Annotated in this window: 25 protein-coding genes and 1 riboswitch; of the genes, 15 read left to right on the forward strand and 10 right to left on the reverse strand. The window is 71.7% G+C overall.

The features are described from left to right. Nucleotides 1-3 precede the first annotated feature (3 nt). Genes ACIO5D_RS03245 through ACIO5D_RS03255 form a run of 3 tightly spaced genes read left to right on the forward strand, consistent with a single transcriptional unit; the run spans nucleotide 4 to nucleotide 3322 of the window. Nucleotides 4-768 carry an amino acid ABC transporter ATP-binding protein gene (locus tag ACIO5D_RS03245; protein WP_363611780.1) on the forward strand — a complete coding sequence of 255 codons (765 nt, stop codon included), beginning with the start codon at nucleotides 4-6 and terminating at the stop codon, nucleotides 766-768. Beyond that, nucleotides 768-2408 (forward strand): amidohydrolase family protein, encoded by a 1641-nt coding sequence (locus tag ACIO5D_RS03250; protein ID WP_400793755.1) that lies wholly within the window; start codon nucleotides 768-770, stop codon nucleotides 2406-2408. Before ACIO5D_RS03245 ends, ACIO5D_RS03250 begins: the two co-directional genes overlap by 1 nt. Next, nucleotides 2405-3322 (forward strand): serine hydrolase, encoded by a 918-nt coding sequence (locus ACIO5D_RS03255; RefSeq protein WP_363611704.1) that lies wholly within the window; start codon nucleotides 2405-2407, stop codon nucleotides 3320-3322. The genes ACIO5D_RS03250 and ACIO5D_RS03255 overlap by 4 nt, the downstream gene beginning before the upstream one ends. A 719-nt stretch (nucleotides 3323-4041) precedes the next feature. Here ACIO5D_RS03255 and ACIO5D_RS03260 read toward each other — a convergent pair. After that, nucleotides 4042-5298, reverse strand: a complete 1257-nt coding sequence (locus tag ACIO5D_RS03260; RefSeq protein ID WP_400649267.1) for an LGFP repeat-containing protein — start codon at nucleotides 5296-5298, stop codon at nucleotides 4042-4044. Nucleotides 5299-5500: 202 nt separating this feature from the next. Further along, on the reverse strand, nucleotides 5501-5650 hold the full coding sequence (locus tag ACIO5D_RS03265; RefSeq protein ID WP_400649269.1) for a hypothetical protein: 150 nt from the start codon (nucleotides 5648-5650) through the stop codon (nucleotides 5501-5503). Nucleotides 5651-6213: 563 nt separating this feature from the next. Between ACIO5D_RS03265 and ACIO5D_RS03270 the strand changes: the two genes are divergently transcribed. Beyond that, a complete protein-coding gene (locus ACIO5D_RS03270) occupies nucleotides 6214-7851 on the forward strand; it encodes a M4 family metallopeptidase (RefSeq protein WP_400793756.1) in 1638 nt (545 codons plus the stop codon). A 56-nt stretch (nucleotides 7852-7907) separates the two neighbouring features. Here ACIO5D_RS03270 and ACIO5D_RS03275 read toward each other — a convergent pair whose 3' ends face one another. The 5 genes from ACIO5D_RS03275 to ACIO5D_RS03295 all read right to left on the reverse strand — a co-directional run bounded on the left by ACIO5D_RS03275 (nucleotide 7908) and on the right by ACIO5D_RS03295 (nucleotide 11750). Continuing rightward, nucleotides 7908-8831, reverse strand: a complete 924-nt coding sequence (locus tag ACIO5D_RS03275) for a LysR family transcriptional regulator (RefSeq protein ID WP_400793757.1) — start codon at nucleotides 8829-8831, stop codon at nucleotides 7908-7910. Between the two features lie 9 nt (nucleotides 8832-8840). Beyond that, entirely contained in the window at nucleotides 8841-10196 is a 1356-nt protein-coding gene (lysA, locus tag ACIO5D_RS03280) for a diaminopimelate decarboxylase (protein ID WP_400649272.1), read from the reverse strand. Nucleotides 10197-10318: 122 nt separating this feature from the next. Then, nucleotides 10319-10522, reverse strand: coding sequence for a DUF397 domain-containing protein (locus ACIO5D_RS03285; protein ID WP_400793759.1), 204 nt, complete (start codon nucleotides 10520-10522; stop codon nucleotides 10319-10321). Nucleotides 10523-10689: 167 nt separating this feature from the next. Further along, complete coding sequence (locus ACIO5D_RS03290) at nucleotides 10690-10908, reverse strand: DUF397 domain-containing protein (RefSeq protein ID WP_400793760.1); 219 nt, start codon at nucleotides 10906-10908, stop codon at nucleotides 10690-10692. Beyond that, nucleotides 10905-11750, reverse strand: coding sequence for a helix-turn-helix domain-containing protein (locus ACIO5D_RS03295; protein WP_400649280.1), 846 nt, complete (start codon nucleotides 11748-11750; stop codon nucleotides 10905-10907). The genes ACIO5D_RS03290 and ACIO5D_RS03295 overlap by 4 nt, the downstream gene beginning before the upstream one ends. A 311-nt stretch (nucleotides 11751-12061) precedes the next feature. Between ACIO5D_RS03295 and ACIO5D_RS03300 the strand changes: the two genes are divergently transcribed. From ACIO5D_RS03300 to ACIO5D_RS03310, 3 genes are read left to right on the forward strand one after another with little or no spacing between them, the layout of a single operon-like run. Further along, a complete protein-coding gene (locus ACIO5D_RS03300; RefSeq protein WP_400793761.1) occupies nucleotides 12062-12514 on the forward strand; it encodes an ATP-binding protein in 453 nt (150 codons plus the stop codon). After that, a complete protein-coding gene (locus ACIO5D_RS03305; protein WP_400649283.1) occupies nucleotides 12511-12795 on the forward strand; it encodes a hypothetical protein in 285 nt (94 codons plus the stop codon). Before ACIO5D_RS03300 ends, ACIO5D_RS03305 begins: the two co-directional genes overlap by 4 nt. Next, nucleotides 12792-12989: a hypothetical protein gene (locus ACIO5D_RS03310; protein WP_400649286.1), complete on the forward strand. Its 198-nt coding sequence runs from the start codon at nucleotides 12792-12794 to the stop codon at nucleotides 12987-12989. The genes ACIO5D_RS03305 and ACIO5D_RS03310 overlap by 4 nt, the downstream gene beginning before the upstream one ends. Nucleotides 12990-13078: 89 nt before the next feature. Here the strand turns inward: ACIO5D_RS03310 and ACIO5D_RS03315 are convergent, their stop codons facing one another. After that, a complete protein-coding gene (locus ACIO5D_RS03315; protein ID WP_400793762.1) occupies nucleotides 13079-14080 on the reverse strand; it encodes a class I SAM-dependent methyltransferase in 1002 nt (333 codons plus the stop codon). A gap of 406 nt (nucleotides 14081-14486) precedes the next feature. Between ACIO5D_RS03315 and ACIO5D_RS03320 the strand changes: the two genes are divergently transcribed. Both ACIO5D_RS03320 and ACIO5D_RS03325 read left to right on the forward strand, forming a co-directional pair. Continuing rightward, nucleotides 14487-14993: a DUF6624 domain-containing protein gene (locus ACIO5D_RS03320; RefSeq protein ID WP_400649291.1), complete on the forward strand. Its 507-nt coding sequence runs from the start codon at nucleotides 14487-14489 to the stop codon at nucleotides 14991-14993. Nucleotides 14994-15243: 250 nt separating this feature from the next. Beyond that, on the forward strand, nucleotides 15244-16671 hold the full coding sequence (locus ACIO5D_RS03325) for an aldehyde dehydrogenase family protein (protein WP_400649293.1): 1428 nt from the start codon (nucleotides 15244-15246) through the stop codon (nucleotides 16669-16671). A 49-nt stretch (nucleotides 16672-16720) separates the two neighbouring features. On the opposite strand, the gene ACIO5D_RS03330 is transcribed toward ACIO5D_RS03325, so the two are convergent. Beyond that, a complete protein-coding gene (locus ACIO5D_RS03330; RefSeq protein ID WP_400793763.1) occupies nucleotides 16721-18193 on the reverse strand; it encodes a glycine hydroxymethyltransferase in 1473 nt (490 codons plus the stop codon). Nucleotides 18194-18222: 29 nt separating this feature from the next. Beyond that, a riboswitch (ZMP/ZTP riboswitch) is annotated at nucleotides 18223-18318 on the reverse strand. Between the two features lie 305 nt (nucleotides 18319-18623). Between ACIO5D_RS03330 and ACIO5D_RS03335 the strand changes: the two genes are divergently transcribed. From ACIO5D_RS03335 to ACIO5D_RS03360, 6 genes are all read left to right on the forward strand, one after another. After that, entirely contained in the window at nucleotides 18624-19637 is a 1014-nt protein-coding gene (locus ACIO5D_RS03335; RefSeq protein WP_400649297.1) for an ABC transporter permease, read from the forward strand. A gap of 92 nt (nucleotides 19638-19729) precedes the next feature. After that, on the forward strand, nucleotides 19730-21487 hold the full coding sequence (locus ACIO5D_RS03340; protein ID WP_400756542.1) for an ABC transporter substrate-binding protein: 1758 nt from the start codon (nucleotides 19730-19732) through the stop codon (nucleotides 21485-21487). A gap of 121 nt (nucleotides 21488-21608) precedes the next feature. Next, entirely contained in the window at nucleotides 21609-22601 is a 993-nt protein-coding gene (locus ACIO5D_RS03345; RefSeq protein ID WP_363606582.1) for an ABC transporter permease, read from the forward strand. Nucleotides 22602-22630: 29 nt separating this feature from the next. Beyond that, nucleotides 22631-24328, forward strand: a complete 1698-nt coding sequence (locus ACIO5D_RS03350) for a dipeptide ABC transporter ATP-binding protein (RefSeq protein ID WP_400793764.1) — start codon at nucleotides 22631-22633, stop codon at nucleotides 24326-24328. 103 nt (nucleotides 24329-24431) lie between these two features. After that, nucleotides 24432-24950, forward strand: coding sequence for a hypothetical protein (locus ACIO5D_RS03355; RefSeq protein WP_363606580.1), 519 nt, complete (start codon nucleotides 24432-24434; stop codon nucleotides 24948-24950). Nucleotides 24951-25150: 200 nt separating this feature from the next. Further along, nucleotides 25151-25543, forward strand: coding sequence for a cytidine deaminase family protein (locus ACIO5D_RS03360; RefSeq protein ID WP_400649305.1), 393 nt, complete (start codon nucleotides 25151-25153; stop codon nucleotides 25541-25543). A gap of 100 nt (nucleotides 25544-25643) precedes the next feature. Here ACIO5D_RS03360 and ACIO5D_RS03365 read toward each other — a convergent pair whose 3' ends face one another. Then, a complete protein-coding gene (locus ACIO5D_RS03365) occupies nucleotides 25644-26306 on the reverse strand; it encodes an NUDIX domain-containing protein (protein ID WP_363606577.1) in 663 nt (220 codons plus the stop codon). Between the last annotated feature and the right edge of the window lie 36 nt (nucleotides 26307-26342).

A 26342-nucleotide genomic window follows, 5' to 3' on the forward strand; every position in this document is an offset into this window, starting at 1 on the left:
CTGATTCTCTCGGCACGCGGCGTGCGGAAACGTTTCGGCGAAACCGAGGTGCTGTGCGGCATCGACCTGGAGGTCCGCGCCGGGGAGGTGCTCTGTGTGATCGGGCCCTCCGGGTCCGGCAAGTCCACCCTGCTGCGCTGCTTCAACCACCTGGAGAAGATCGACGCCGGGCGGATCGCGGTCAACGGCGAGCTGGTCGGCTACGAGCCGCACGGCAGCCCGGCCGGAGCCAGGCTGCGCGAGCGGCGGCCCCGGGACATCCGCCGCCAGCGCGAGCGGATCGGCATGGTGTTCCAGCGGTTCCACCTGTTCCCGCACCGTACCGCCGTGCAGAACGTGATGGAGGGCCCGGTCGCCGTCAAGGGCCGCAACCGGGCCGAGGCCCAGCAGCAGGCCCGCGAGCTGTTGCGCCGGGTCGGGCTGGCCGACCGCGCCGACCACTACCCGGGCCAGCTCTCCGGCGGCCAGCAGCAACGCGTGGCGATCGCCCGCGCGCTGGCCATGGAGCCCACGGTGATGCTCTTCGACGAGCCCACCTCCGCCCTCGACCCCGAACTCGTCGGCGAGGTGCTCGGGGTGATGCGCGACCTGGCCCGCAGCGGGATGACGATGATCGTCGTCACCCATGAGATGGGGTTCGCCCGCGAGGTCGCCGACCGGGTGCTCTTCATGGACCAGGGCGCGGTCGTCGAGGCCGGCCGGCCCGACGAGGTGTTCACCGCCCCGCGCCACGAGCGCACCCGGGCCTTTCTCTCGACGGTGCTGTGATGGGGGCGATCGTGGGCATCTCCGACGTGGAACTGCTGGTCCGCGGCGGCACCCTGGTGGACGGCACCGGCGCCGCCGCCCGTCCGGCCGACCTCGCGGTCTCCGGCGGGCGGGTCACCGTCCTGCCGCCGGGCACCGCCGTGGCCGCGGCCCGGACGGTGGACGCCACCGGACGGATCGTCACCCCCGGCTTCATCGATGTGCACACCCACTCGGACGCGCTGGCCGCACCGGTCGGCGCGCACACGGCCGCGGACGACGACGCCGTCGAGGAGCTGCGGCTGGCCCCGCTGCTCCAGGGCGTCACCACCGAGATCAGTGGCAACTGCGGCAGCAGTCTCTTCCCCGCGCTGCCGCAGCGGCTGCCCGAGCTGGCCGAACACCTGCGGGTGACCTTCGGCATCGGGCCGGTCCGGCCGGCCGAGGACTTCGACGCCTTCGCCGCCGGCCAGCGGCCCGAGCTGCGGCGCAACCACATCGCCTCGCTGGTCGGTCACGGCACGCTGCGCGCCGGGGTGATGGGCTTCGACGCCCGCCCGCCCCGGCCCGAGGAGCTGGCCGCCATGTGCGAACTGCTCGACCGGGCCCTGGCCCAGGGCGCGGCCGGGCTCTCCACCGGGCTGATCTACCCGCCGGGCACCTACGCCGACACCGAGGAGATCGTCGCGCTGGCCAGGGTCGCCGCGCGGCACGGCAAGCCGTACGTGACCCATCTGCGGGACGAGATGTCGCAGGTGGAGAAGGCCCTGGAGGAGGCGCTGGAGATCGCCGAGCGGTCCGGCGCGCCGCTCCAGGTGTCGCACCACAAGACCGCGGGCCGGCACGCCTGGGGCGCGACCCTGCGCACCCTCCCCCGGCTGGAGCAGGCCCGCGCGGACGGGATCGACGTGCTCTGCGACGTCTATCCGTACACCGCGGGCAGTACCGTGCTGCACGCCATGCTGCCGCCGTGGACCAGCGAGGGCGGGGTGGCCGCGCTGCTGGAGCGGCTGCGCCGGCCGGAGGTGCGCGAGCGGATCCGGACGGACATCGCGCAGGGCGTGGCGGGCTGGGAGAACACCGTCGGCAACGGCGGCTGGGACCTCATCGCGGTGGCCGCCGCCCCGGCGCGCCGCTCGGCCGAGGGCCACCGGATCGCCGACCTGGCGGCCGACCGCGGGATCGACCCGGTGGAGTACGTCTGCGACCTGCTGCTGGACTCGCAGGGAGAGGTGACCATCATCAGCCACTCGATGCGCGAGGACGACGTCCGCCGGGTCCTGGCCAGCCCGCTGTCCATGATCGGCTCGGACGGGGTGCCCAAACCCGGCCGCCCGCACCCCCGTTGGGCGGGCAGCTTCGCCCGGGTGCTCGGCCACTACGGCCGCGACGAGGGGCTGCTGCCGCTGGAACTCGCGGTGCACAAGATGACCGGGCTGCCCGCCGAACGGTTCCGGCTGACCGGCCGCGGGGTGATCCGCGACGGCGCGGTGGCCGACCTGGTGGTGCTGGACCCGGACGCGGTCCGGGACGCCGCCACCTTCGAGCGGCCGCTGCTGGCACCGGAGGGCGTGGACACGGTCGTGGTGGCCGGGCGGATCGCGGTGCGCGACGGCCGGCCCACCTCGGTGCGGGCCGGAGAGGTGGTGCGGGTCCGATGAGTCTCGCCCAGGTGGCGGCCGCCGCCCGCAGTGCGGCGGCCCTGCCGCTCACCCTCGCCGTCGCCGCCGTGGACGTGGACGCCGTCGGCGAAGGGTTCGGCTGCGGCGGCGGGTTCGACGACGGTGGTGGCGGCTTCGGGGGTGACGGGACGGTCGGCGTGGACGCCGATGTCGTGCTGCCGGTCGCCAGCGCGTCCAAGCTGCTGCTGCTCGCCGAGGTGTCCCGGCGGCTGGACACCGGGGAACTGCACGCCGGCCGGCCGGTGGAGATCACCGACACCGATGTGACGGGCGGCACCGGGCTGCTGCGGCGGCTCGGCCGCCCCGGCTGGACGGTCGAGGACCTGGCCTGGCTCACCGCCTCGGTCAGCGACAACACCGCGACCAACGCGCTGCTGCGGCTGGTCGGCCTGCCCGCCACCGGGCGGCTGGCCCGGGAGCTGGGGCTGGCCCGGCTCACCCTGCACGACCGGGTGCGCGACGAACGCGGGCCGGGCGTGCCGCCGGTGTTCGCCACCGGCACCGCCGGGGACCTCGCCCGGCTGGTCGCGCTGGCCGTGCGCGGCGAGATGGCCTCGCCGGCCGCCTCGGCCCGGCTGCTGGACTGGATGCGGTCCAACACCGACCACGGTCTGGTCCCCGCGCTGATCGACCACGACCCGTACGCGCCCTGCTTCCCCGAGCCGCTGCCGGGCCGCCTGCTGGTGGCCAACAAGACCGGCACCGACACCGGGGTACGGGCGGACGCGGGTGTCGTCGTGGGCGCGCGCCGGATCGCCTACGCGGTGATCGCGCACTGGGACACGGCGCTCGGCCCCAGCACCGAGCGGGCGGCGGTGCACGCCATCCGCGAGGTGGGGCGGGCGCTGGCCGCCTGCGCGCTACGGCCGGTACGGCCTCGCGTCGGGGCGTGAGCCGGGTCGGGGCGTGAGCCGGGTCGGGGCGTGAGCCGGGTCGGGGCGCCCCACGTCCCGGCGGGGGTTGCTGAAAGTCCGTCCGCCGGCTGATCGAGTCCGTCAACGGCACCCGCGAAGGCCGGTTCGGCCTCGAACGGCACGGCGGCCGGAGCGTCGGAGGCGTCATCGCCTGGTCGGCCGGAGACCGCCCGGCGACGACCCGGGCGGTCCGGCACGACCGCGCCACCGGCCGGCTCGTCACCGGTTCACTGACCGCCCACGACCACGGTCCGGCGTCGGAGTTGCTCGGCCAGTGCTGTGACCGCATGGGTTCACCGGGCTCAAGCAATAGGCCGCTGTGCTGTTGCAGACGCCGTGACCGGCGCTCCGAGGCGGTCCATCTGATGGATAATCAGGGACTTGCCCAGACCGCAAGGCAGCGAGCCAATAGCATGGGGGCCCGGGCTACCCCCCCGGGACCCCCATGTCAGCACCTCCGTGTCGAACTCCAGCGTTGGTTGACCACGGTTTTCGCGCTCTGCATCAAATACGGCGAGAAAGGTCCAAACCCCTGCTGGCAGGGAATCCCGCAAGCTCGTCTCCGCTTCGGGATATTTCGAGGGATCGCGTTCCAGGGTTCCGGGCCTTGAACGCCGTACACGCCCCGGTTCCGGGCACCACCACAGATTTCCACAGGGTGCTGAAGCCCGTTTGTCCCGGCGACGGCTGCGGGTGTGTCAGTGCTTCTTGCCGCCGTTGAACGGCGGGGGGATGTCATCGCGACAGTAGCCCCTGCGGTGGTCGGCGGGATTACCGATCCCGCAGTACGCGGTGACGACTCCGAGGTCATGGCTGTCGGGTGACCTGCCTTCGGTGTCTGCGTGCTGCTGGACGACTACGGTGATGTTGTCGATGAAGTCCTTGTCGAAATGGAACGCCATCGTGTACGAGCATCGATTCTGGTAGCCCAGCGGCGAGCAGTACTGCGAGTCTCGCGCAATGAGCTGGATCGTGTGGGGCCCGATGTTGTGGTCCTCGCCCGCGTGCAGCCGTCCGAATCCCGCCGTCTTGGCCGGTTCAGCACTGTCGTCATCGATACGCGCTCCGCGCGCCTCACCCTTGCGAAGCATCACCTCGTAGTAGCTCAGGTCCTCCGAGACGCTCTCGCAGTTCCATTCGGTTTTGTTGATCTTGCTGTAATCGGTCGTTCCCTCCGGGCACCCGTCGCCCGCTTTGACCGCACGGCCGGTCGGAACCGTGGCTTCGGGTAGGTCCTGTGCACGCAGGGCGGGCAGGCGGTCCGCCGTCGGCATGGTTCGCGTCAGCCCTGCCGGAGCCGGCGTGGGATAAATCGACCAGTTGCCGACGTGGGTGGAGTTGTTGGTGAGGTTCGCGGTGACCACTCCGGTCTGGAACAGACTCTCGCGGCCGCCCCAGGGGCTGTGCTGGGGTGGGGTGTCCTGTTCATCGGAAGTGGGGAAGCCCAGGAAGCTGGTCTCTGCCCCGAGATCAACCCATGCCTGCCGAATCAGACCGTGCACCTCGTGCGCACCGGTGACGAAGCTGAAGTAGATAGACGCACCCTCGAACTCCTGACGGCGGCTGACGCCGTCGCCAAGCACGATCTCGTCGGTGGTGGGGTATCGCATGAACCCGGCCTCGTACCCGTACTGTCCCCACTTGGTGAGGAAGTCATGAGCGACAGGGTGCGCGCTTGTTGAGGGCGACCAGTAGATGTTGCCGCCCACGAACTCAGAGAACGCCCCGGCGCCGTCCGGCGCCGGCCTTTCGTTGGACTTCGGCAGCAGTAGGAAACTCTGTGGGCCACCCAGCGCCTTGTACTTGTCCAGGATCGCGCCGCACACCTCGTAGGGCGACGGGAAGAATGTCTCGCAGCCAGGCGACGCCGCAACACCCGGTTGCGACGGCGCCGGAGACAGTGGGGCAGACCGCGCGACGCTGCCTGCGCCGATCGAGAGCATCGCAATCGCCACTGCAACGACCATGCGACACAAGCGCGCGATCCTACCGAAGGAACGCCGGTGCGTGGTCTTTGAGGTCGTCAATCGGGGCCTCCGTCCTGTCCTGCCGACGTCGATCATTGACCTAACCCTGTTGGGAATTCAGCAGAATCGGGCGGTCCAAGGTCGATCGTCCTCGCAAGGCTTCATCGACCACAGCCGCATGACTGCGAACTCACTCAAACGGGTGACGTCCTCGCAAGATCACCGCAATGGCGGCGAACTCCCACATGCTCTGCCGGAACGCAGGATTGCGCTTCCCGCCCTGGTGCGACGGAGCCGTCTCCCACTCCGGCTCAGGCCCCGGGACCTCGATCTCGGCCATGCCGACCTCCCCTGCCCGAACACCACCGCCGCATCCGGCGACGACCGTTGCTCGCCGACCGCCCACGACCGCGGTCCGGCTCCGGAACCGCGCGTGTAGCAGACGTCCTGACGGTGGACAAGGGCGGCCGGTGGCGGGACCTCGCCAAGCGGACGTCAAGACTCCGTATCGGAAGTTCTACAGTCGTGTAAAACGGCGCCAGCTCGATCATGATCGTCGAATATCTGACGATAGATCAGATATCAGCGCAGGCGGGGCGGTGCGGTTCGCACGGAAACCCACGGCAAAGCGGGTGTGTTTGACCCGTTTTGTCACCCCGTCGGAGGCCTTCCCCGGCTGGCGAGACCTGGCCAATGCCTGAGCCGGGCCTGTCATTTCAAATGCCGGATTGTCATGCTTCTCGCCAGTCCCGTTCGGTAGCCACCACCCCCACCCCCGGTGCTCTGCCGCTCGACCGTACGGGGCGCAGCACGTCAGCGCCCGTTCCGCCCCACAGGTGCCGACCCGGCCCCGGGGACGTGGTGCGACCGCGTACCGACGCGGTTTCCCGGAAGGACTCGCACGTGAAGCGAAAGCTTGCGACCGTCGCCGTGCTCTCCGCCACCGCCCTGCTCACCGGTGTCGTCCAGGTGAGCGCCACTGCCCAGGCCGGCCCGGCCCCCGCCCTCCAGGCGCAGGCCGCCCGGCAGCACGCCGCCATGATCGCGCTGGCGAACGGCCAGGCCGGACCGCTGGCCAAGGCCCTCGCGCTGGGCGGCCAGGAGAAGCTGGTCGCGAAGGACGCCGTGGTGGACGCCGACGGCACCCGCCACCTCCGTTTCGAGCGCACCTTCGCCGGCCTGCCGGTGCTCGGTGGCGATCTGGTGGTCCATCAGAAGGCCGACGGTTCGGTGAAGAAGGTCGACAAGGCCGTCTCCGCGCGGATCAGCCTGCCGAGCCTCACCCCGCGGATCCCCGTCGACCAGGCCGCCGCGCAGGCCACCGGCGCGATACGGGCCACCGTCGGCATCACCGGGGACGCCGACGAGTCCCCGCTGACCCAGGTGCACCGGACCGGCACGCCGGAGCTGGTGGTGTGGGCGAGCGACGGCAAACCGCGGCTCGCGTACCGGACCGTCGTGGAGGGCGTGCGCGCGAACCGCACCCCGAGCCGACAGCTGCTGGTCACCGACGCGATCACCGGCCAGGTGCTCTCCAGCCACGAGCAGGTGCAGACCGTCTCCGGTCCCGGCAACGGCGTCTTCGTCGGCAGCGTCCAGCTGAACACCGTCCAGAGCGGCGGCCAGTACCGGCTCCAGGACGACACCCGTGGCGGCCAGTCCACCAGCGACATGAACAACGGGACCGCCGGCAACGGCTCCCTGTTCGCCAACCCGACCAACAGCTGGGGCGACGGAACCGTCTCCAACCGCGAATCGGCCGCCGTGGACGCCCAGTTCGGCGCGGCGACCACCTGGGACTTCTACAAGAGCGCCTTCACCCGCAACGGCATCCGCGACGACGGCGTCGGCGCCGCGAGCCGCGTGCACTACGACACCAACTACACCAACGCGTTCTGGGACGACAACTGCTTCTGCATGACCTACGGCGACGGCTCGGGAGACAGCCACCCGCTGACCGAGATCGACGTGGCCGGCCACGAGATGACCCACGGCGTCACCGCCGCCACCGCCGGCCTCAACTACGCGGGCGAGTCCGGCGGCCTCAACGAGGCCACCTCCGACATCATGGGCACGATGGTCGAGTGGTACGCCGACCTGCCCTCCAACCCGCCGAACTACTGGATCGGCGAGCTGATCAACCTCAACGGCGACGGCACCCCGCTGCGCTACATGGACCAGCCCTCCAAGGACGGCCAGTCGGCCGACTACTGGTCGGCGGACGTGGGCAACCTGGATGTGCACTACTCGTCGGGCGTGGCCAACCACTTCTTCTACCTGCTGTCCGAGGGCAGCGGCGCGAAGACCGTCAACGGCTTCGGCTACAACAGCCCGACGGCCGACGGCTCGACGCCGGCCGGCATCGGGCGGGACAAGGCCGCGCAGATCTGGTACCGCGCGCTGACCGTCTACTTCACCTCCACCACCGACTACGCGGGCGCCCGCGCGGCCACCCTGAGCGCGGCGGCGGACCTGTACGGCCAGGGCGGCGCCGAGTACAACGCGGTGGCGGCCACCTGGAGCGCGGTGAACGTCAACTAGGCGTGTCGGACGGGTTGGGCGTCGGACGGGTATAGGGCCTGAGGCCGCCGGGGCGGTCAGGACCACTGCAGCTCCAGCAGTGACCTGACCTCCCCGGCGGCCGCGCGCAGTTCGACGAGGAAGGCCCGCAGCACCGGGTTGCGGTTGGTGGCCCGGGTGGCCACCCCGATCCGCCGGTGCAGCCGCGGGTGGTCGAGCCGGCAGACGTGCACCCCGGAACTGTCGGCCACGCCCAGCGCCGGGATCAGCGCGACGCCCATCCCGGCCCGCGCGAGGTTGATCGTCACCTGGTAGTGGTCGCTGCGGCAGCGCACCCGGGGGCGGAACCCCTCGGCGGCGCAGGCCCGTTCGAGCACCGGCTCACCGGTGCTGCCGCCGTGCGTGCCGATCCAGCTCTCGCCCTCCAGCTCGGCCAGCCGCACCAGCGAGCGCCGCCCGAGCCGGTGCCGCAGCGGCACCACCACCAGCTGCGGCTCGTCGAAGTACATCTGGACGTCCACCGCCGCCTGCCGGCACCACGGGTCCAGCGGGTGTTCGAAGACGACGGCCGCATCCAGCCGGCCCGCCTCCAGATCGGGAATCAGCTCGTGCGGCTGCCCCATGATCAGCTCCAGCTCGACCTGTGGGTGCCGGACCGCGAACGCCGCCAGCGCCCGCGGGAGCAGATCCAGCCCCGCGGACGCGAAGAAGCCCAGCCTGAGCACGCCCGCGGTGCCCTCCGAATGCGCCCGCAGGTCGTCCTGGGCGACGGCCATCAGATCGGCGATCGCCTGCGCGTGTTCGGCGAGCCGCTCGCCCGCCGGGGTCAGCCGCAGCGACTGCGGCGCCCGTTCCACCAGCGCGACCCCCAGCTCCTGCTCCAGGCGGGCGAGCTGGTGCGAGATGGCGGACGGGCTCAGGTGCAGGGCCTGCGCGGCGGCCACGATGGTGCCCCGGCGGGCGATCTCCAGCAGGACGAGCAGACGGGCGCTGTTCAGCATCGGGCCAGATTAGGACGCATGCGACCGTCGCGCAGCCACCAGGGCCAGGTTTTCGGAATCATCCGGTCCGTTTTCGACGTCCAGGCGCAGCAGATCCTCCTCGGTCTCGCGCCGTACGACGAGGCGGGCCGCGCCGTCGCGGACGAAGACCACCGCCGGGCGGGGCAGCTTGTTGTAGTTGGACGCCATCGCGTAGCCGTAGGCGCCGGTGACGGGGGTGGCCAGCAGGTCCCCCACGCTCAGGTCGGCCGGGAGCGCCGCGTTGTCGATGATGACGTCGCCGCTCTCGCAGTGCTTGCCGACCAGCCGGGCCCGCAGCGGGCGGGGCGCCTCGGGGCAGCGCGGCAGGAACGCCTCGTAGCAGGCGCCGTACAGTGCGGGGCGCATGTTGTCGCTCATGCCGCCGTCCACGCTGACGTACGTCCGGACGTCCTTGATGTCCTTGATCGTGCCGACCCGGTACAGGGTCAGCCCGGCCCGCGCGGCGATCGAACGGCCCGGCTCCACGCCCACCTCTCCCGTCCAGCCCGCGCCGCGCACGGCCGCGTGCACCCGCTCGGCCCAGGCCGCGAACGAGGGCGCGCTCTGCCCGCCCAGGTAGGCCACGCCCAGCCCGCCGCCGACGGTCAGCCGGCGCACACCACGGGCGACGGCGAAGCGGGCGAGGGCGGCGGCGCCGTTGGCCAGCTCGGCGGCGTTCAGCACCTGGGAGCCGACGTGCGCGTGGACGCCCTCCAGGACGACGGCCGGGGAGTTCGTGGCCCGGAGCACGGCGGCGTCGGCGGTGCCGTCGGCGAGGCCGAAGCCGAACTTGGAGTCGTGCCCGCCGGTCTGGATCGCCGCATGGGCGCCGGCCGCCACCCCGGGCGCCACCCGCAGCTGTACCCGGGCGGGCGGCAGGCCCTCCTCGGCGTGCAGCCGCTCGATCCGGTCCAGCTCGTCGAAGCTGTCCACGACGATGTGGCGCAGGCCGACGGCCATCGCGGTGCGCAGCTCGGCGTCGCTCTTGTTGTTCCCGTGCAGCACGATCCGGTCCGGCGGCACCTCGGCGTGCAGGGCGACCCGCAGTTCGCCGCCCGAGGCGACGTCCAGCAGCATGCCCTCCTCATGGGCGAGGCGGGCCATAGCCGTGCAGAGGAACGCCTTGGACGCGTACGCGACGTTGCCGGGCCCGAAGGCGGCGACGGCCTCGCGGCAGCGCCGGCGCAGGTGTTCCTCGTCGTAGACGAAGAGCGGGGTCCCGTACTGCTCGGCGAGATCGTCGAGCAGGAGCCCGCCGACGGCCAGCCCATCGGGTCCGGCCTCGGCGGTGAGCGGCAACAGCCCCGGGCCGAGGGCTGATTGGGCTGGCGACAGTGGCGACACGATTCCTCCCGGGCAGGCTGGTTCACCTGCCATCCTCGGGGGGCGGGGAGGGACCGGGAAAGCGGATTCTTCGACCCCTGAGCCGTACCGATTTCGATGCTCGGGGGGAGGGGCGGGGTGGGTCAGTGCTCGGCGGGGAAGTCCCCGGCTCGGACGCCGACCACGAACGCCCGCCAGGCGTCGGCGGGGAAGGCGAGAGCGGGGCCGCTGGCGTCCTTGCTGTCGCGGACGGCCCGGCCACCGTCGGCGAGGCCTGCCACCTCCACGCACTCCCCTGCCTGGGTGGAGTACGAAGACTTCTTGAACGGGCTTACCAGCTCGATCATGCTCACTCTCCCTGTCTCTTTCCTTCTCCACGGAGGAGTTCTCAGAGCACGCGGTTGAACGAGAGCCGCGTCGACTGCCAACGTCGATACAGCGTCGCACCCCACGCCGAAGCAACACAACAGCCCCTGCGCCCAGTTCGGCGCAGGGGCTGTTGAAGCCGGGCGGGTCAGCAGTCGGCCGGGAAGTCACCGACACGGACGCCGGCCACGAACGCCCGCCACGTGTCGGTGGGGAAGGCGAGGGCGGGGCCGCTGGCGTCCTTGCTGTCGCGGACCATGACTGCGCCTTGCAAAGTGCCGCACTCGACGCAGTTGTCGTTCGGGTTACTGGCGGCCGCCTTCTTCCACTTCACGGGAAGGGCGGAGGCAACGGGGAAGTGGGTCACTTGAGCTTGTCTCTCTTCTCTGTGATGAGGTTGAGCGACTGGTCGAGATCCAAGGCGGTCGCCATGATCTCGTCGAAGGCCGCTCTGTAGATATCCACATGGTCCGGGTCCTCCACCCAGTCACTGCTCAGCATTCCGCTGAGTAGGACGAGGTCGAGATCCCGCTGCCGGAACTCGAGCAAGGCGAAGGGACCAGCCATGCCAGGGTGCGGCGGAGCCATCGCCGGCATGATCTGAATGTTGACATTCGGGAGCCTGCTGAACTGAAGCAGCTTGTCGAGCTGGTCAACCATCACCCCCTCTGCCGCGCCCATGGTCAGCGCGGACTCGTGGATCACCGCCCACAACTTCAGTGGGCTCTCCGACCGGGTGAGGACGGATTGCCGGTTGATTCGGACTTCAACCCGCTCTTCAACACTGGGCTTCGCGAGAACGCCGCTGGAGATGATGGCGTGGGCGTATTGGCGGGTCTGGAGCAGACCCGGAATATAGGCCGACTCGTAGGACTTACTGCCGACTGCGGTCTCTTCCAGCCGAATCAGGTCTGTGTAGAGCGGGTTCAGTTGTTCATAGCCGGCCACCCACCCCGGTCGACGCTTGTCCCGGAGGATCTCGACGAGGACTTCCTTCAACTCCTCGTCGCACTGGTAGAAGTCGAGGAGCGAACGGACGACGTCCGGCTTCAGCTGGACGCGAGCGTTCTCATACCTACTGAGCTTCACCAGGTTGACGCCGTCGACCTGGGCTGCCACCTCTTCGGCTGACAGGTTCTTGAGCTCGCGGAGCCTTCTCAGCTCGGCCGCGATGCGCCGGTAGCGCACGGCCGGCACTGCAACTGCCATCTACGTAAACCCTCCAGAGCTGTCCATGGACCAGTGTGCATGGCTTTGGTGATGCTCCGCCACCACCACCGTGAGCCTAGAGGTGGCACCTTGCCCGGTGGAGTGAAAGTTTTCATATTTGCTCGACATGGCTTGCGAATGCCCCGAGCCATGCTCCATGCTGTCCGTAACGGAAAGCTGACAGACGGTCACATCATGCCGGAGTCTGCGCCATGCTCGCCAGCACCCCCATGCCAGTGCACTTGGCGCCCTGAAGCACCGCCCGGCCGTCGCCGTCACCTATTACCCCACTCCCTGAAGGTGGCTCCGCCATGCCCGAAGCCCTCAACTGCCCTCCCCCGCCCTCCGCCTCCACCAGCTGCTGGCTGCCGCGCAGCAAGCGCTCGCCGGAGGAGGCCCGGCGAGCGCTCGAAAAGCTGCTCGCCGGCCTGCCCCACGGTCAGCGCTTCGCCGACGCCGGGCTGTTGCTGGTCTCGGAGCTCGTCACCAATGCCGTGGTCCACGGCACGCCGCCCGGCAACCGCATCTGGCTGGCGCTCTCCGTCGACGGCTCCCGCCTCCGCATCGAGGTGCACGACGCCCGGGCCGAACGCGGGCCGATCCTCCGCACGACTTCCGGAGAGGACGAGTCGGGGCGTGGTCTCCTGCTCGTCAAGTCGCTCTCCCAGCAGTGGGGTTGCTGCCCGCGCGAACACGCGGGAAAGATCATCTGGGCTGAGATCACCCCGGAGTCCGCGGCCGGCTCCGAGGAGAGTGCCGCGTGAGGGACAACCGCCTGGTCACCGCCGAGATCACCGGCATCATGCCGCCGACGACCTACTTCCTCCTCCCCAAAGCCCTCTCCTCGCTCTGGTTCTCCCTCCAGTTCCGCCCCCTCGGCAGACCCCAGTGGGAGTGGTTCGAGCGCTACCTCACCGGCCCCAGCGCCGAACGGTTCATCGTCGAACACCTCGACCACACCGGCCCGTTGTCCCTGCCGGTGATCCTCCCCGAAAGCGCCCACCACCTGCGCATCCGCTGGACCGTCCCGGGAGTTGACCGGTGATCCGCCGCGTGCACTCCTGGCTCCGCCACGAACCGGGCAACCGGTGGTTCCTCCACTGCTCACGGTCGCCGCTCGCCCGCCTCCTGCGTGCCGAACGCCGCCGCTTCGAAGCCGAACTGGCTCAGTGGCTGCCCGAGGCCTCGGAACGGATCAGGCAGCGGCTGCGGGACAGCATCGCCAACGGACCCCACTGACCGATCGGCGGGCAGGAACGCGCAACAGCCGCGCGGCCCGGGTGGGCCACGCGGCTGTGTGCGAAACGGCAGGTACTGAAGCCCGGCCGTCAGCCCTGGCGGGCGCGGCGGATCACGGAGGTGACCACCGGCGGGAGCAGGTCACCCGCGACGCGCTTGGCCACGTTGGCCGGGCGGCGGCGCTCGGCGGCGCGGGCCCGGCGGTCGGCGAGGTCCCTGGCCGCCTGCTCCTGCTCGCGCCGCAGCTCGCGGCGGGCCTCGTCGGCGGTCCGCTCGGCCTCGCGGCGGGCGGCCTCGGCGGCCAGCCGGTCGTGGTGGCGGGAGGTCTGGGCCGACCCGATGCCCTCCGAGGTGCCGAAGATCCGCAGCACCCGCTGCCCGTTCAGCGCCTCGTTGGCGAGCTCGCAGCCCTTGGCGAGGCCGATCCGGTCCAGCAGGTCGCGCTGGGCCGGCTCAGGGTCGCCCCAGGTGCCGTAGAACTTGCACTCGGTCAGCACGATCGGCTTGAGGCCGTGGTTGAACACCGCCTCCCAGGTGGCGGCGGCGACCCCCGGGGTGTGCTGCGAGCGGTAGTCGTCCAGGACCACCACGCCGTCCGACCGGAGCACCGTCCGGGCCACCTGGAGGTCGCCGACCACGTGCTCGTACAGGTGCGAGGCGTCGATGTGGATGAAACGGAACGCCCCGGCCGGGATGCGGCCGCCGGCCAGGGTCGAGGTGGGCGCCTGGATGATCTCCGGCAGCCGGTCGTGGAAGGCGAGGTAGTTGTTCTCGAACGCGGAGCGGGTCAGCGTCTTCCGGTAGGACGCGTCCATCTCGGCCGCGTTCTCGTCGTCCGGGGCGTCCGAGTCGAACAGGTCACAGACCGTGAAAGTCTCCCCGGGCTGGAGGTGCGAGCCGACCACGATCGCGCTGCGCCCCAGGTAGGCGCCCATCTCCAGCAGGTCGCCGGTGACCCCGGCCTTCTCCTGCCGGTTCAGGAACCACTCGAAGAGGTGTCGGTCGTGCTCCCAGAACCAGCCGGGCACGTCATCGAGCGAGGCCGGCTCTGCGGGCCGTTGCTGCTCGGCGGTCAACGCGGCGTCGGTCATGGGATGCTCCTTACGCGGTACGGACGACCCTTGAAAACGATCTCTCTGACGCGGATCCACGGGTCGGCGGGGAGGCTCTCCCCGCCGGCCGTCCGGGGCAGCCTCCGGCCCGACACGGGCACACCGCTCGGACCGGTTGCCAACGGTATTCCCGCGCGCCCGAGTTCGCTGCAATCTACCGCCGACTGATCAGCCGTGAGGAGGTTTCGGACAGAAGAGTTTCGCAACTCGCCACTTCATGGCCGCGTGGTGAACGCATCATCCGGCGGGACCGGTTCCTCCATCCTGCCGCCCCGGTGCCCGGGCTGTCACCATCAACGGGAACGATCTTCGTCGCGCCGGCCGCGCCTACGGTGGTGGCGGGCGGCCCCGCCGGAAGGGGCCCGGAGAGCTGGGAGCGGAGCGGATGAAGGCACCGGAGCGGGCACTGGCCGAGGAGTTGCTGCGGATGGCGGCCGAGGACCAGGGCGCCGCCCACCTCGCCAACAGCCCGGACCTCGCCGAGCAGGCGGTCTGGCGGCGGCTGACCGCCCGGCACGGCGACCGGCTGAACGAGATCATGACGGAGCACGGCTGGCCGTCCGAACCGCTGGTCGGCACGGACGCCGCCCGCGCCGCCTGGCTGGTCGCACAGCACGCGGACCGCCAGCTCGACGTGCAGCGGCGGGCCGTGGCGCTGATGACGGAGGCGGTCGCGGCCGGCGCGGCGAGCGCGCGGGACCTCGCCTTCCTGGCCGACCGGCTGGCCGTCAACGAGGGCCGCGAGCAGCGGTACGGCACCCAGATCGGCGCGGTGGCGGACGGCCGGCCGGTGCCCTGGCCGTGCGAGGACCCGGAGCGGCTGGACGAGCGGCGCGCGGAGGTCGGGATCGAGCCGTTCGAGGAGTACACCGCGCGGTTCGCACCGCGCTGAGCACCCGGCCGGGGGCGCCCCCGACGGCCGCGCCGACACCTGGCCCGACCAGGGAGGACACCACCGCGGCCGGTCCGGGTGCGAACCCTGCCCGGCCACGGTACGAACGGCGCCCGGCCGGCGTGCGAACACCGCCCGCACGCCGGTCGGTCACATGATCGACTCTTGCGCCGACGCACCCGGTCCGCCTTGACTGGCACCTGACCAGCGCCGCCCATCGAGCGGCCGAGAAGACGAGAGGACCCAACCGGTGCAGCAGTACGCGGAGTACGGCGACCAGTACATCGACGGCGCCTGGCGGCCCTCCCTCGACGCCGGGTCGATCCCGGTGCTGAACCCGGCGACCGAGCAGCCGCTCGCCGCCGTCCCGGCCGGCGGCGCGGCCGATGTGGACGCCGCCGTCGCCGCGGCCCGACGGGCGGCCCGGGCCTGGGCCGCCACCACCCGTGAGGAGCGGCTGGCGCCGCTGACCCGGCTGCGGGACGGCCTGGCCGCCGCGCAGGAGGAGATCGCCGAGACGGTGGTCGCCGAGCTGGGCGCGCCGGTCGGCTTCGCCACCGCCGTGCACGCCGGGCTGCCGCTGGCCGTCACCGGCTCCTACCTCACGCTGCTCGCGGAGTACCCGTTCGAGGAGCGGATCGGCAACTCCGTGGTGCTCGCCGAACCGGCCGGCGTGGTCGCGGCGATCACGCCGTGGAACTACCCGCTGCACCAGATCGTGGCCAAGGTCGTCCCCGCGCTGGCCGCCGGCTGTCCGGTGGTGCTCAAGCCGGCCGAGGACACCCCGCTGGTGGCCCGGCTGTTCGCGCGGCTCGTCCACGGGGCGGGCTTCCCGGCGGGGGTGTTCAACCTGGTGACCGGCACCGGCGCGGTCGCGGGGGCGGCGCTCGCCGGGCACCCGGGCGTGGACGTGGTCTCGTTCACCGGGTCGACCGCCGTCGGCCGGGCGGTCGCCGAGACCGCGGGGCGCGGAATCAAGCGGGTGGCACTGGAGTTGGGCGGCAAGTCCGCCAATGTGGTGCTGCCCGGCGCCGACCTCACCCGGGCGGTCAACGTCAACGTGGCCAACGTCTTCGCCAACTCCGGCCAGACGTGCAGCGCGTGGACCAGGCTGCTGGTCCACCAGGACCAGTACGAGGAGGCGGTGGCGATCGCCGAGCGGGCCGCCGCCAAGTACACCCCGGGCGACCCGGCGGACCCGCAGACCCGGATCGGGCCGGTGGTCAACGCCCGCCAGCGGGAGCGGGTGCGCGGCTACATCACCGGCGCGCTCGCCGAGGGCGCCCGGCTCGTCGCGGGCGGCGCCGACGCCCCCGAGGGCCTGGCCACCGGCTTCTACGTCCGGCCGACGGTACTCGCCGATGTGACCGCCGACATGACGGTCGCCCAGGAGGAGGTGTTCGGCCCGGTACTGGCCGTGCTCGCCTACCGTGACGAGGAGCACGCCGCCGAACTGGCCAACGGCACCGAGTACGGACTGGCCGGCGGCGTCTGGGCCGCGGACACCGACACCGCCGCCGCGTTCGCCCGCCGCCTGGACACCGGGCAGGTGGACCTCAACGGCGGGCGCTTCAACCCGCTGGCGCCGTTCGGCGGTTACAAGAACTCGGGGCTCGGCCGGGAGCTGGGGCGACACGGGCTGGAGGAGTTCCTGCAGTACAAGTCGCTTCAGTACTAGCCGAGTTGTGGGGTGCGGGCCCGGCCGGGCCCGCACCCCCGCGCGCCCATCAGGACAGGTCGACGCCCGGGTAGAGCGGGAAGCCGGCGAGCAGATCGGCGGCGCGCTTGGCGACGCCGTCGCGCAGCGACTCGTCCAGGGTGTACTGGGCCTTGGAGGAGGCGCCGGTGCGGCCGACGGCCGGGGTGGTGCCGCGCAGCACGGTGTCGATCAGGCCGGCGATCTCGTCCATCTCGGCGACGCCCAGACCCCGGGTGGTGAGCGCGGGTGTGCCGAGCCGGACGCCCGAGGTGTACCAGGCGCCGTTCGGGTCCTGCGGGACGGAGTTGCGGTTGGTGACGATGCCCGAGTCCAGCAGCGCCGCCTCGGCCTGACGGCCCGTCAGGCCGTAGCCGGAGACGTCCGCGAGGACGAGGTGGTTGTCGGTGCCGCCGGTGACCAGCTTGCCGCCACGGCGCAGCAGGCCCTCGGCGAGGGCGTGGGCGTTGTCCACCACCCGGCGGGCGTACAGCTGGAACTCCGGGCGGCGGGCCTCGGCGAAGGCGACCGCCTTGGCGGCCATCACGTGCGACAGCGGGCCGCCGAGCACCAGCGGGCAGCCGCGGTCGACGTGCTCGGCCAGCTCGGAGGTGCAGAGCACCATGCCGCCGCGCGGGCCGCGCAGCGACTTGTGGGTGGTGGTGGTGACGATGTGGGCGTGCGGGACGGGGTCGAAGTCACCGGTGAGCACCTTGCCGGCGACCAGCCCGGCGAAGTGCGCCATGTCGACCATCAGGGTCGCGCCGACCTCGTCCGCGATCTCGCGCATCGTCCGGAAGTTCACCAGCCGCGGGTACGCCGAGTAGCCGGCCACCAGGATCAGCGGGCGGAACTCCCGGGCGGTGGCGCGCAGCGCGTCGTAGTCGATCAGGCCGGTGGCCGGGTCGGTGCCGTAGCTGCGCTGCTCGAACATCTTGCCCGAGATGTTGGGGCGGAAGCCGTGGGTGAGGTGGCCGCCGGTGTCCAGGGACATGCCGAGCATCCGCTGGTTGCCGAGCTCGTGGCGGAGTTCGGCCCAGTCCTGCTCGGTGAGGTCGTTGACGTTGCGGACGTCGGCCCGCCGGAGGGCCGGGCTCTCGACCCGCTGGGAGAGCACCGCCCAGAAGGCGGTCAGGTTGGCGTCGATGCCGGAGTGCGGCTGGACGTAGGCGTGGTCGGCGCCGAAGAGCGCGCGGGCGTGCTCGGCGGCGATCGTCTCGACGGTGTCGACGTTGCGGCAGCCGGCGTAGAAGCGGCGGCCGGCGGTGCCCTCGGCGTACTTGTCGCTGAGCCAGTTGCCCATGGCGAGCAGGACGGCCGGGGAGGCGTAGTTCTCGCTGGCGATCAGCTTGAGCGAGGCGCGCTGGTCCTCGATCTCCTGGCCGATCGCGGCGGCGATCTGCGGCTCCACGTCGCGGACGACGTCGAGGGCGCTGCGGAACGCGGTGTTGGCGGCGGCGCTCGCGGTGGTGTGCGGCGTCGCGGGGGTGGCAGGGGTGGCCAAGGCGGTCTCCTCGTGGCAGACGGACGAGTACGGACGGCCCAGGCGCTCGGCAACTGACGTGCGTCGGCACGGAGCCGCTTCCCGATGGTCGATTCCATCCGTGCGCGCCAGTCGCGGCTCCCTGGGATCGTATCAACGCCCCAGCGGGTGTGGCGGAGATCTCAGAATGCGGGACGACACCCTGCGCATCGCCCGGTTTGCCCCCTTACGGGCGTTCTAGTGCAACGGCAGTATTGCAGCGGAATGAAGCCGTCACAATTCCCGAAACATTGCCCCGGAGTTCCGCCGGGAATGATTTGCGGAAGTCCGGTGGTGTCCGATCTGATGGCGTTCGGCAGGCCGCCGGGAAACCCCCGCAGGCCGGTCCGGAAATGCACACCAGCGCACCCTCACCCACGGGGCGGCGGAGAATTCGGGGAGTACGCCTCTCATGGCAGTGGTCGAGACAGTCGCAGGCACGCCCGACGCTCCGGGCGCCCCGGACGCGCCGCGGGCCCGGCCCCCCGCTCCGCAGGACCGCCCGCTGCGCGCCGCGCTGCGCCGGATCCGCCGCGACCGGGTCGGCGCCGCCGCCCTCGCCGTCGTCCTGCTCTTCCTGCTGCTCGCGCTCGCCGCGCCGCTGATCGCCGCCCTGTACGGCAAGAACCCGGTCGAGCACTACGGCCAGAACACGCCCGGCCTGCTCAGCGACGGCGGGCTGCCGATGCTGCCCAACGGCGGTATCTCCGGCGACTTCTGGTTCGGCCTGGAGCCGGGCCTCGGCCGGGACGTGTTCACCCAGCTGCTGTACGGCATCCGCACCTCGCTGCTGATCGCCTTCGCCTCGGCGGTCATCACCACCACCCTCGGGGTGCTGGTCGGCGTCGCCGTGGGCTACCTGGGCGGGGTCACCGACCGGCTCTTCGGCTTCCTCTCCCATGTGCTGCTGGCCTTCCCCACCCTGCTCCTGCTGCTCGCGCTCAGCCCGATCATCCAGTCCCGGCTGGTCGATCCCGGCACCGCGGAACCGGAGTGGATGCAGTTCCTGGTGCTGATCCTGGTCTTCTCCGCGTTCGGCTGGATTCCGCTCGCGCTTTCCCTGCGCGCCTCCGTCCGGTCGCTTCGGGAAAGGGATTTCGTGCAGTCCGCCCGGGCGCTCGGCGCCGGCGGATTCCATATCGTCGTCCGCGAACTCCTGCCGAATGTCCGGGCGCAGCTTCTGGTGCACGCCACGATGGCGGTGCCGACCTTCGTCGCCTCCGAGGCGGTGCTCTCGTTCCTCGGTGTCGGCATCACCGAGCCGATCCCGGACTGGGGCCGGATGATCGCCCGCGGCTCCGAGGTCTTCCAGGCCGACCCGACCTACATGTTCTTCCCGGGCGTGGCGCTGCTGCTCTTCGTGCTGGCCTTCAACCTGCTCGGGGACGCCGTCCGGGACGCCCTGGATCCGCGCGCCGCCCGCTGAGACCCGGCCCGCCGGCCTTCTCCGTCTTCTTCTTCCCGCCGCTCCTCATGTCACCTACCAGCCCCGGCCACCGGGGCAAGGAGAGATTCGCCATGCGCTGGATCAAACCGTCCCTCGCCGTCGTCGCCACCGCGCTGCTGGCGACCTCCTGCTCGGCCGGGGCGGGCGCGGGCTCCGGTGCCGCCGCCGGCGGTCCGGCCGCCAAGGACGCCTCCCCGCTGACCGCCGCGCTCGGCACCGAGAAGGAGAGCGCCGGCCCGGCCCCCGCCGTCCCCGGTGCCCGCCAGGGCGGCACGGTGAACGTCTACAACACCACCGACTTCCGCCACCTCGACCCGCAGAAGGTGTACGCGGGCGCCACCTACAACACCTCGCTGCTCTGGGGCCGCCAGCTGACCCAGTACCAGGTGGTGGACGGCAAGGCCAGGCTGGTCGGCGACCTCGCCACCGACACCGGCACCTCCGCCGACGGCGGCCGCACCTGGACGTACAAGCTCAAGGAGGGCCTGGCCTGGGAGGACGGCCAGCCGATCACCTCCCAGCAGGTCAGGTACGGCATCGAGCGCAGCTTCGGCAAGGGCTACGAGGTCGGCCCGCCGTACTGGCCGCAGTGGCTGACCGGCGAGGCCAGCTACGAGGACGCCCGCAAGAAGTACTCCGGCCCGCAGGACGGCGACCTCGCCGCGATCGAGACCCCGGACGAGCGCACCGTCGTCTTCCACTTCCCGCAGCCGCAGGCCGACGTCCCGTACATGGCCGCGCAGTCCTCCTCCTCGCCGGTGCGCAAGGACAAGGACACCGGTACGGACTACGACCGGCTGCCGTTCGCCAGCGGCCCGTACCGGATCGCCGAGCACGTCCAGAACACCCGGCTGGTGCTGGAGCGCAACCCGCACTGGAAGGCGGAGACCGACCCGATCCGCAACCAGTACCCGGAGAAGTTCGTCTTCACCTTCGGCAAGGAGGCGCTCAACCTCAACCAGGAGATCCTCTCCGGCCGCGACGGCGGCGCCGACGCCACCACGGTCGCCACCCAGCTCTCCCCCGAGCTGTACCAGACCGTCGACACCGACCCGAAGGCGAAGGAACTGGTCGTCTCCGGCCGCCAGGGCGCCTTCGTCACCCAGCTGATGATCAACAACGAGCGGGTGCCGGACGTCGCGGTCCGCAAGGCCCTCCACCTCGCCTACCCTCGCCAGCAGGCCCGCCAGGTCCAGGGCGGCACCCGGATCGGCGAGCTGGCCAGCACGCTCAGCTCGCCCGCGCTGGTCGACTGGCAGACCTACGACCTGTACCCGGCCAAGCCGGAGGGCGACCCGGAGGCCGCCAAGCAGGCGCTCGCCGAGGCCAAGCAGCCGCCGGCCGGCCTGACCTACGCGTACGCCAACACGCCCACCGGGCAGCGGGTCGCCCAGGTGCTGGTCGAGGGCTTCGGCAAGGCCGGCATCACCATCGTGCCCAAGCCGGTCGACCCGAAGGCCCTGCTGGACGAGGCACACCGCGCCGACTCCCCGTACGACCTGTTCGAGGAGACCAGTTCGGTGGACTGGCCGACCCCGTCCACGCTGATCCCGTTCTCCTTCGACGGCCGCGCCAACAGCGACCTCAACGCCGCCCGGTACCACAACGCCGAGGTGGACAAGGAGATCGACCGGATCAACCAGATCGGCGAGCCCCGGCAGAAGGCCAAGGAGCTGTACGCGCTGGAGCAGACCGTGATGAAGGACCTGCCGGTGCTGCCCTTCGCCTACCCCAACATGAACCAGCTGCGCGGCAGCAACATCGGCGGGGCGTTCATCCACCCGATCTACGGGTCGGTCAGCCTGGCCTGGCTCTACCTGAAGTCCTGAGCCTCGCCCGCCCCGGCCCCCGCCGTCCGCGCGGGGGCCGGGGCGGGGCCCCTCCCCGCTCCCTGTCTCCGTCGTCTCCCCTGCCCCCTCTGTTTCCCTCCTCCTCGACCCCGGACCGGCCATGCTCTCCTTCGCCCTGCGGCGGACCCTCCAGGCCCTCGCCGTGCTGGTCGCGGTCTCCGCCGCCGCCTTCGCCCTCTTCTACGCCGCCCCCGCCGACCCGGCCCGCGCCGCCTGCGGCCCGCGCTGCGACACCGGCCAGGTCGCGGCGGTCCGCCAGAGCATGGGACTGGACCAGCCGCTGCTGACCCAGTACACCGACTACCTGGCCGGGGTGGTCGCCGGACGGGACATCAGCGATGTCGACGGCTCCGTCATCCACTGCGACGCGCCGTGCCTCGGCTACTCCTACCGGCTCCACCAGCCCGTCACCGAGGCGCTGGCCGACCACCTGCCGGTCACCTTCTCGCTCACCGCCGGCGCACTCGTCGTCCTGATGGTGCTCGGTCTCGGCACCGGCTTCGTCTCCGCGCTGCGCCACGGCACCCGCACCGACCGGCTGCTCTCCGGCTTCACCCTGGTCGGCGCGAGCGTGCAGATCTACTTCCTCGGGTACGTCGCCCAGTGGGCGCTGGTCTACTCGACCGGCCTGCTGCCACTGCCCTCCTACACCCCGCCGGCGAAGGACCTGGCCGCCTGGGCGGGCGGGATGCTGCTGCCCTGGCTGGTCCTCGGCTTCGTCAACTCCGCCGTGTTCGCCCGGCTCTCCCGCTCCCAGCTGCTGGAGACGATGAACGAGGAGTACGTCCGCACCGCGCGCGGCAAGGGCCTCGGCCGGCTGCGCGCCCACCTCAAGTACACCTCGCGCGGCGCCGCCGGACCGCTGGTGCAGTTGCTCGGTCTGGAGGCCGGCGCGCTGCTGGGCGGTGCGGTGATCACCGAGACGGTGTTCGGCCTGAACGGCGTCGGCACCTTCGCGGCGGAGGCCGTCTCCGGGCAGGACCTGCCCGCCGTGGTCGGCGCCGTCCTGCTGGCCGCCTGCTTCGTGGTGCTGTTCGTCGCGCTGGCCGACCTGGTGGTGGCCTGGCTCGACCCCCGCATCCGCCTCAGCTGACCCGCCCATACGTTGTGGAGTCCCCGACCGTGAACGCCCCTTCCTCCCCCGACCCGGTGCTCAGCGTCCGCGACCTGTCCGTCACCTTCGCCGATCCGCGCGGCGGCGCCCCCGTGCAGGCCGTCCGCGGGCTCTCCTTCGACCTCGCCCGGGGTGAAGTCCTGGGCCTGGTGGGCGAGTCCGGCTCCGGCAAGTCCGCGACCGGGCTCGCCGTGCTCGGCCTGCACGACCCGCGCACCACCACCGTCACCGGCTCCGTCCGGCTGGGCGGCACCGAGTTGGTGGACGCCGACGAGTCCGTCCTGCGCGGCGTACGGGGCGGCCGGGCGGCACTGGTCTTCCAGGACGCGCTCACCTCGCTCAGCCCGTTCCACGGCGTCGGCGCCCAACTCGCCGAGATGTACCGGCTGCACCACCCCGGCGCCGACCGCGCCGAGGCCCGGCGGCGGGCGGCCGCGATGCTCGACCGGGTCGGCATCGCGGCCGGCCGGGCCCGCGACTACCCGCACCAGTTCTCCGGCGGCATGCGCCAGCGCGTGATGATCGCGATGGCCCTGATGAACGACCCGGACGTGCTGATCGCCGACGAGCCGACCACCGCGCTGGACGCCCGGGTCCAACGGCAGGTCCTCGACCTGCTGGGCGAGTTGCAGCGCGAGCACGGCACGGCCGTGCTGCTGGTCAGCCACGACCTGGGCGTGGTGGCGGGCACCACCGACCGCACGCTGGTGCTGCGCGGCGGCGAGCAGGTGGAGTCCGCGCCGACCGCCGAACTGCTGGCCGCCCCGCGGCAGCCGTACACCCGCGCCCTGGTCGGCGCGGCGCTCACGCTGGAGACGGTACCGGGCACGCCGCTGCCGACGGTTGACGATCCGTCACCGTCGTTCTCGTTCGCCGGTCGGCGGCCTGCCGGGGCGGTGGAGCCGGCAGGGCCGACGGGAACGGGTCGCTGGCTGGTCGAGGTGGAGGACCTCAGCGTCCACTTCCCCGGCCGCCGCCGCTTCCCCGGCATCCGCCCGGGCGAGCCCGTCCGGGCCGTGGAGGGCGTCAGCCTGCGGATCGCCCCCGGCGAGACGGTCGGCCTGGTCGGCGAGTCCGGCTCCGGCAAGTCCACCACCTCCCGCGTCCTGGCCGGACTGCAGCACCCCACCGGCGGGCGGGTGCGGTACGACGGCGTGGACGCCACCACCCCCGAACGGGCGCTGCGCCGGCGCCTCAGCCGGGAGATCCAGCTGGTCTTCCAGGACCCGTACGCCTCGCTCAACCCGCGCCGCACCGTCGCCCAGACCCTCGACACCCCACTGCGTCTGCACACCGCCCTGTCCGCGCCCGAGCGCCGCGAGCGGTCCGCCGAACTGCTGGAGCAGGTCGGCCTGCCGGCCGCCCATCTGGACCGCTACCCGCACGAGTTCTCCGGCGGCCAGCGCCAGCGGATCGGCATCGCCCGCGCGCTCGCCCCCGAGCCGCGCCTGATCATCGCCGACGAGCCGGTCTCCGCACTGGACGTCTCGGTGCAGGCCCAGGTGCTCAACCTGCTGATGGAGCTGCGCGAACGCCTCGACGTCGCCTTCCTGTTCGTCTCCCACGACCTCGCCGTGGTCCGGCACTTCTGCGACCGGGTGGCCGTGATGCACGGCGGCCGCCTGGTCGAGAGCACCGACCGCGACCAGCTGTTCACCGCCCCGCACACCGACTACACCAGGGAGCTGCTGGCCGCCGCGCACTGAGGGTGTGTCGCCACCCCTTCCCCGATCCGCTGCGCCTACGATCGGCTACCGGCAGTGATCACTCCTCCGGGGTGGTCGTCCGTCCGGAAGGAAGGGGTTCCCGATGACCCTCGTCAGCCAATCCGCCACCCTGATCCAGCTGTTGGGCCGCCTCCACCCGGAGGCCCTGGACGGCATCCGCCCGCACCTGCCCGTCCTCGGCCCCACCTGGCACGTCCACCCGGCCGGACACCACCAGCCGGCGCTCAACCCGCAACCGATCCCGCCCGGCGCGACCGAGCTGCGGTTCGCCGTCGCCGCCACCGTCGGCGCGGTGGCCAACGCCGCCATCACCGCCCGGCTTTCGGGCGGCAACGCCCGTGCCATCCTCACCGAGGCCGGGGACGACTGGTGCCCCACCCCGCCCGAGCGGGCGATCCCCTGGCCCAAGTACTGGCCGCTCCCCTGGCAGCCCGACGCGCCCTACCCGATCGACCCCGGTTACGCCACCCCCGCCGTCCAGGCCCAGGCGGCGCTGGCCTTCCAGGGCTACGCGACCGGCGTCGCCGACGAGGAACTGGGCGCCGCCTTCGGCGAACTGGCGGAACGGCTCGCCCAGGCGGCACTACGGAACGCGGGCTGAGCCACGCCTACGGCAGCGGGTCGGTGGCCGGCAGCGGAATGCAGGCGTCCGCGGACACCTCCTCCACCAGACCGAGGCCGGCGAACCGTCACGGACGCAGAACGAAGGTGGCACCGGCGTTAATCGTTGGCACGTCAAAGGGCTGAAGGGTCATGCTCGTATCCCGCCGCACCCCCGACCGCCGAGGAGAGCCGACCGCCATGACCGCCCCCTACCACGAACTCGTCGACGCCGCCACCCAGGTGGTCCGGTCCTACGCCCGGGCCGACAACCACACCGTCGCGGCTGCCGCCCGCAACGCCGACGGCCGGATCGTCACCGCCCTGAACGCCTACCACTTCACCGGCGGCCCCTGCGCCGAACTCGTCCTCATCGGAGCGGCGGCGGCCCAGGGCGCGTACGACCTGACGGAGATCGTCGCCGTCGCCGACGGGGAGCGGGGCGTCATCTCCCCGTGCGGGCGCTGCCGCCAGGTGCTGCTCGACTACTTCCCCACCATCAACGTCATCGTCGGCCCGAACGACGCGCTGCGCACCGTCCCCGTCCTCGACCTGCTCCCCGAGGCGTACATCTGGGCGGACCACCAGGCCTAGCGCGTAGCGCGCTCCCGCTCCGGGGCGGCCACCGACTCCTCCGTGGCCCCGCCCCGGGGCGGGGCCACACCAGGGCGCGGACGGTACCGGGATCCCCGCGTCACCTTCGGTCGGAGTGCTCGTACCACCGCTCGATGCTCGCCTTGTAGCCGTCCGACATGACCAGGCTCGGCACTTCGTCCCGCCGGAAGAGCCTGGCCTCCCTGCGCTCGCCGCTGACGACCGGCGGGGCACTGGCGCCGTCGAGCCGATGGCATCCGTACGTCACGATGAAAACGTAGCGCCCGGGCAGGGGTTGGTAGGTGCACACGTCGAGGACCGGGCCGGCCTCGGCCCGCCACCCGCTCCCTTCGAGGATCTCCTGGGCGACGCGGTCCGGTGCCGCCTCGCCGGACTCCATTTTTCCGCCGGGCAGTTCCCACTCGGCCCGCTCGTTCTTCAGCAGGAGGACGCGCCCCTCGTCGTCGAGCACAACACCCTTGATCGAGATCGGGAACCTGGGCGGGACATATGGCTCGCTGGTCATGGCCTCTTCCGTAATGGGACATCTGGCACAGGTTTCCTGAACGTACCAGGGCGCCAACTGTTGATTGACCATCAGCGCGCTTGACACGACTCCTACTTGAACACGAAAGAGGCCTCCCGTCCGGAAAGGCGCCCGCCGCTCGAACGCGATGTCGAGCCAGCCGCTCGCCGTGCCGAGCGGCCGCTCCCGGATGCGTTGAAGGGTGAACGCCCCACCGGCGGTGGAGGTGTTCGACATTCATCCTTTCAGGGGTATTCGGCGGGGAACCGGGCC

It is taken from the genome of Kitasatospora sp. NPDC087315 (assembly GCF_044744345.1).
Classification (GTDB): domain Bacteria; phylum Actinomycetota; class Actinomycetes; order Streptomycetales; family Streptomycetaceae; genus Kitasatospora.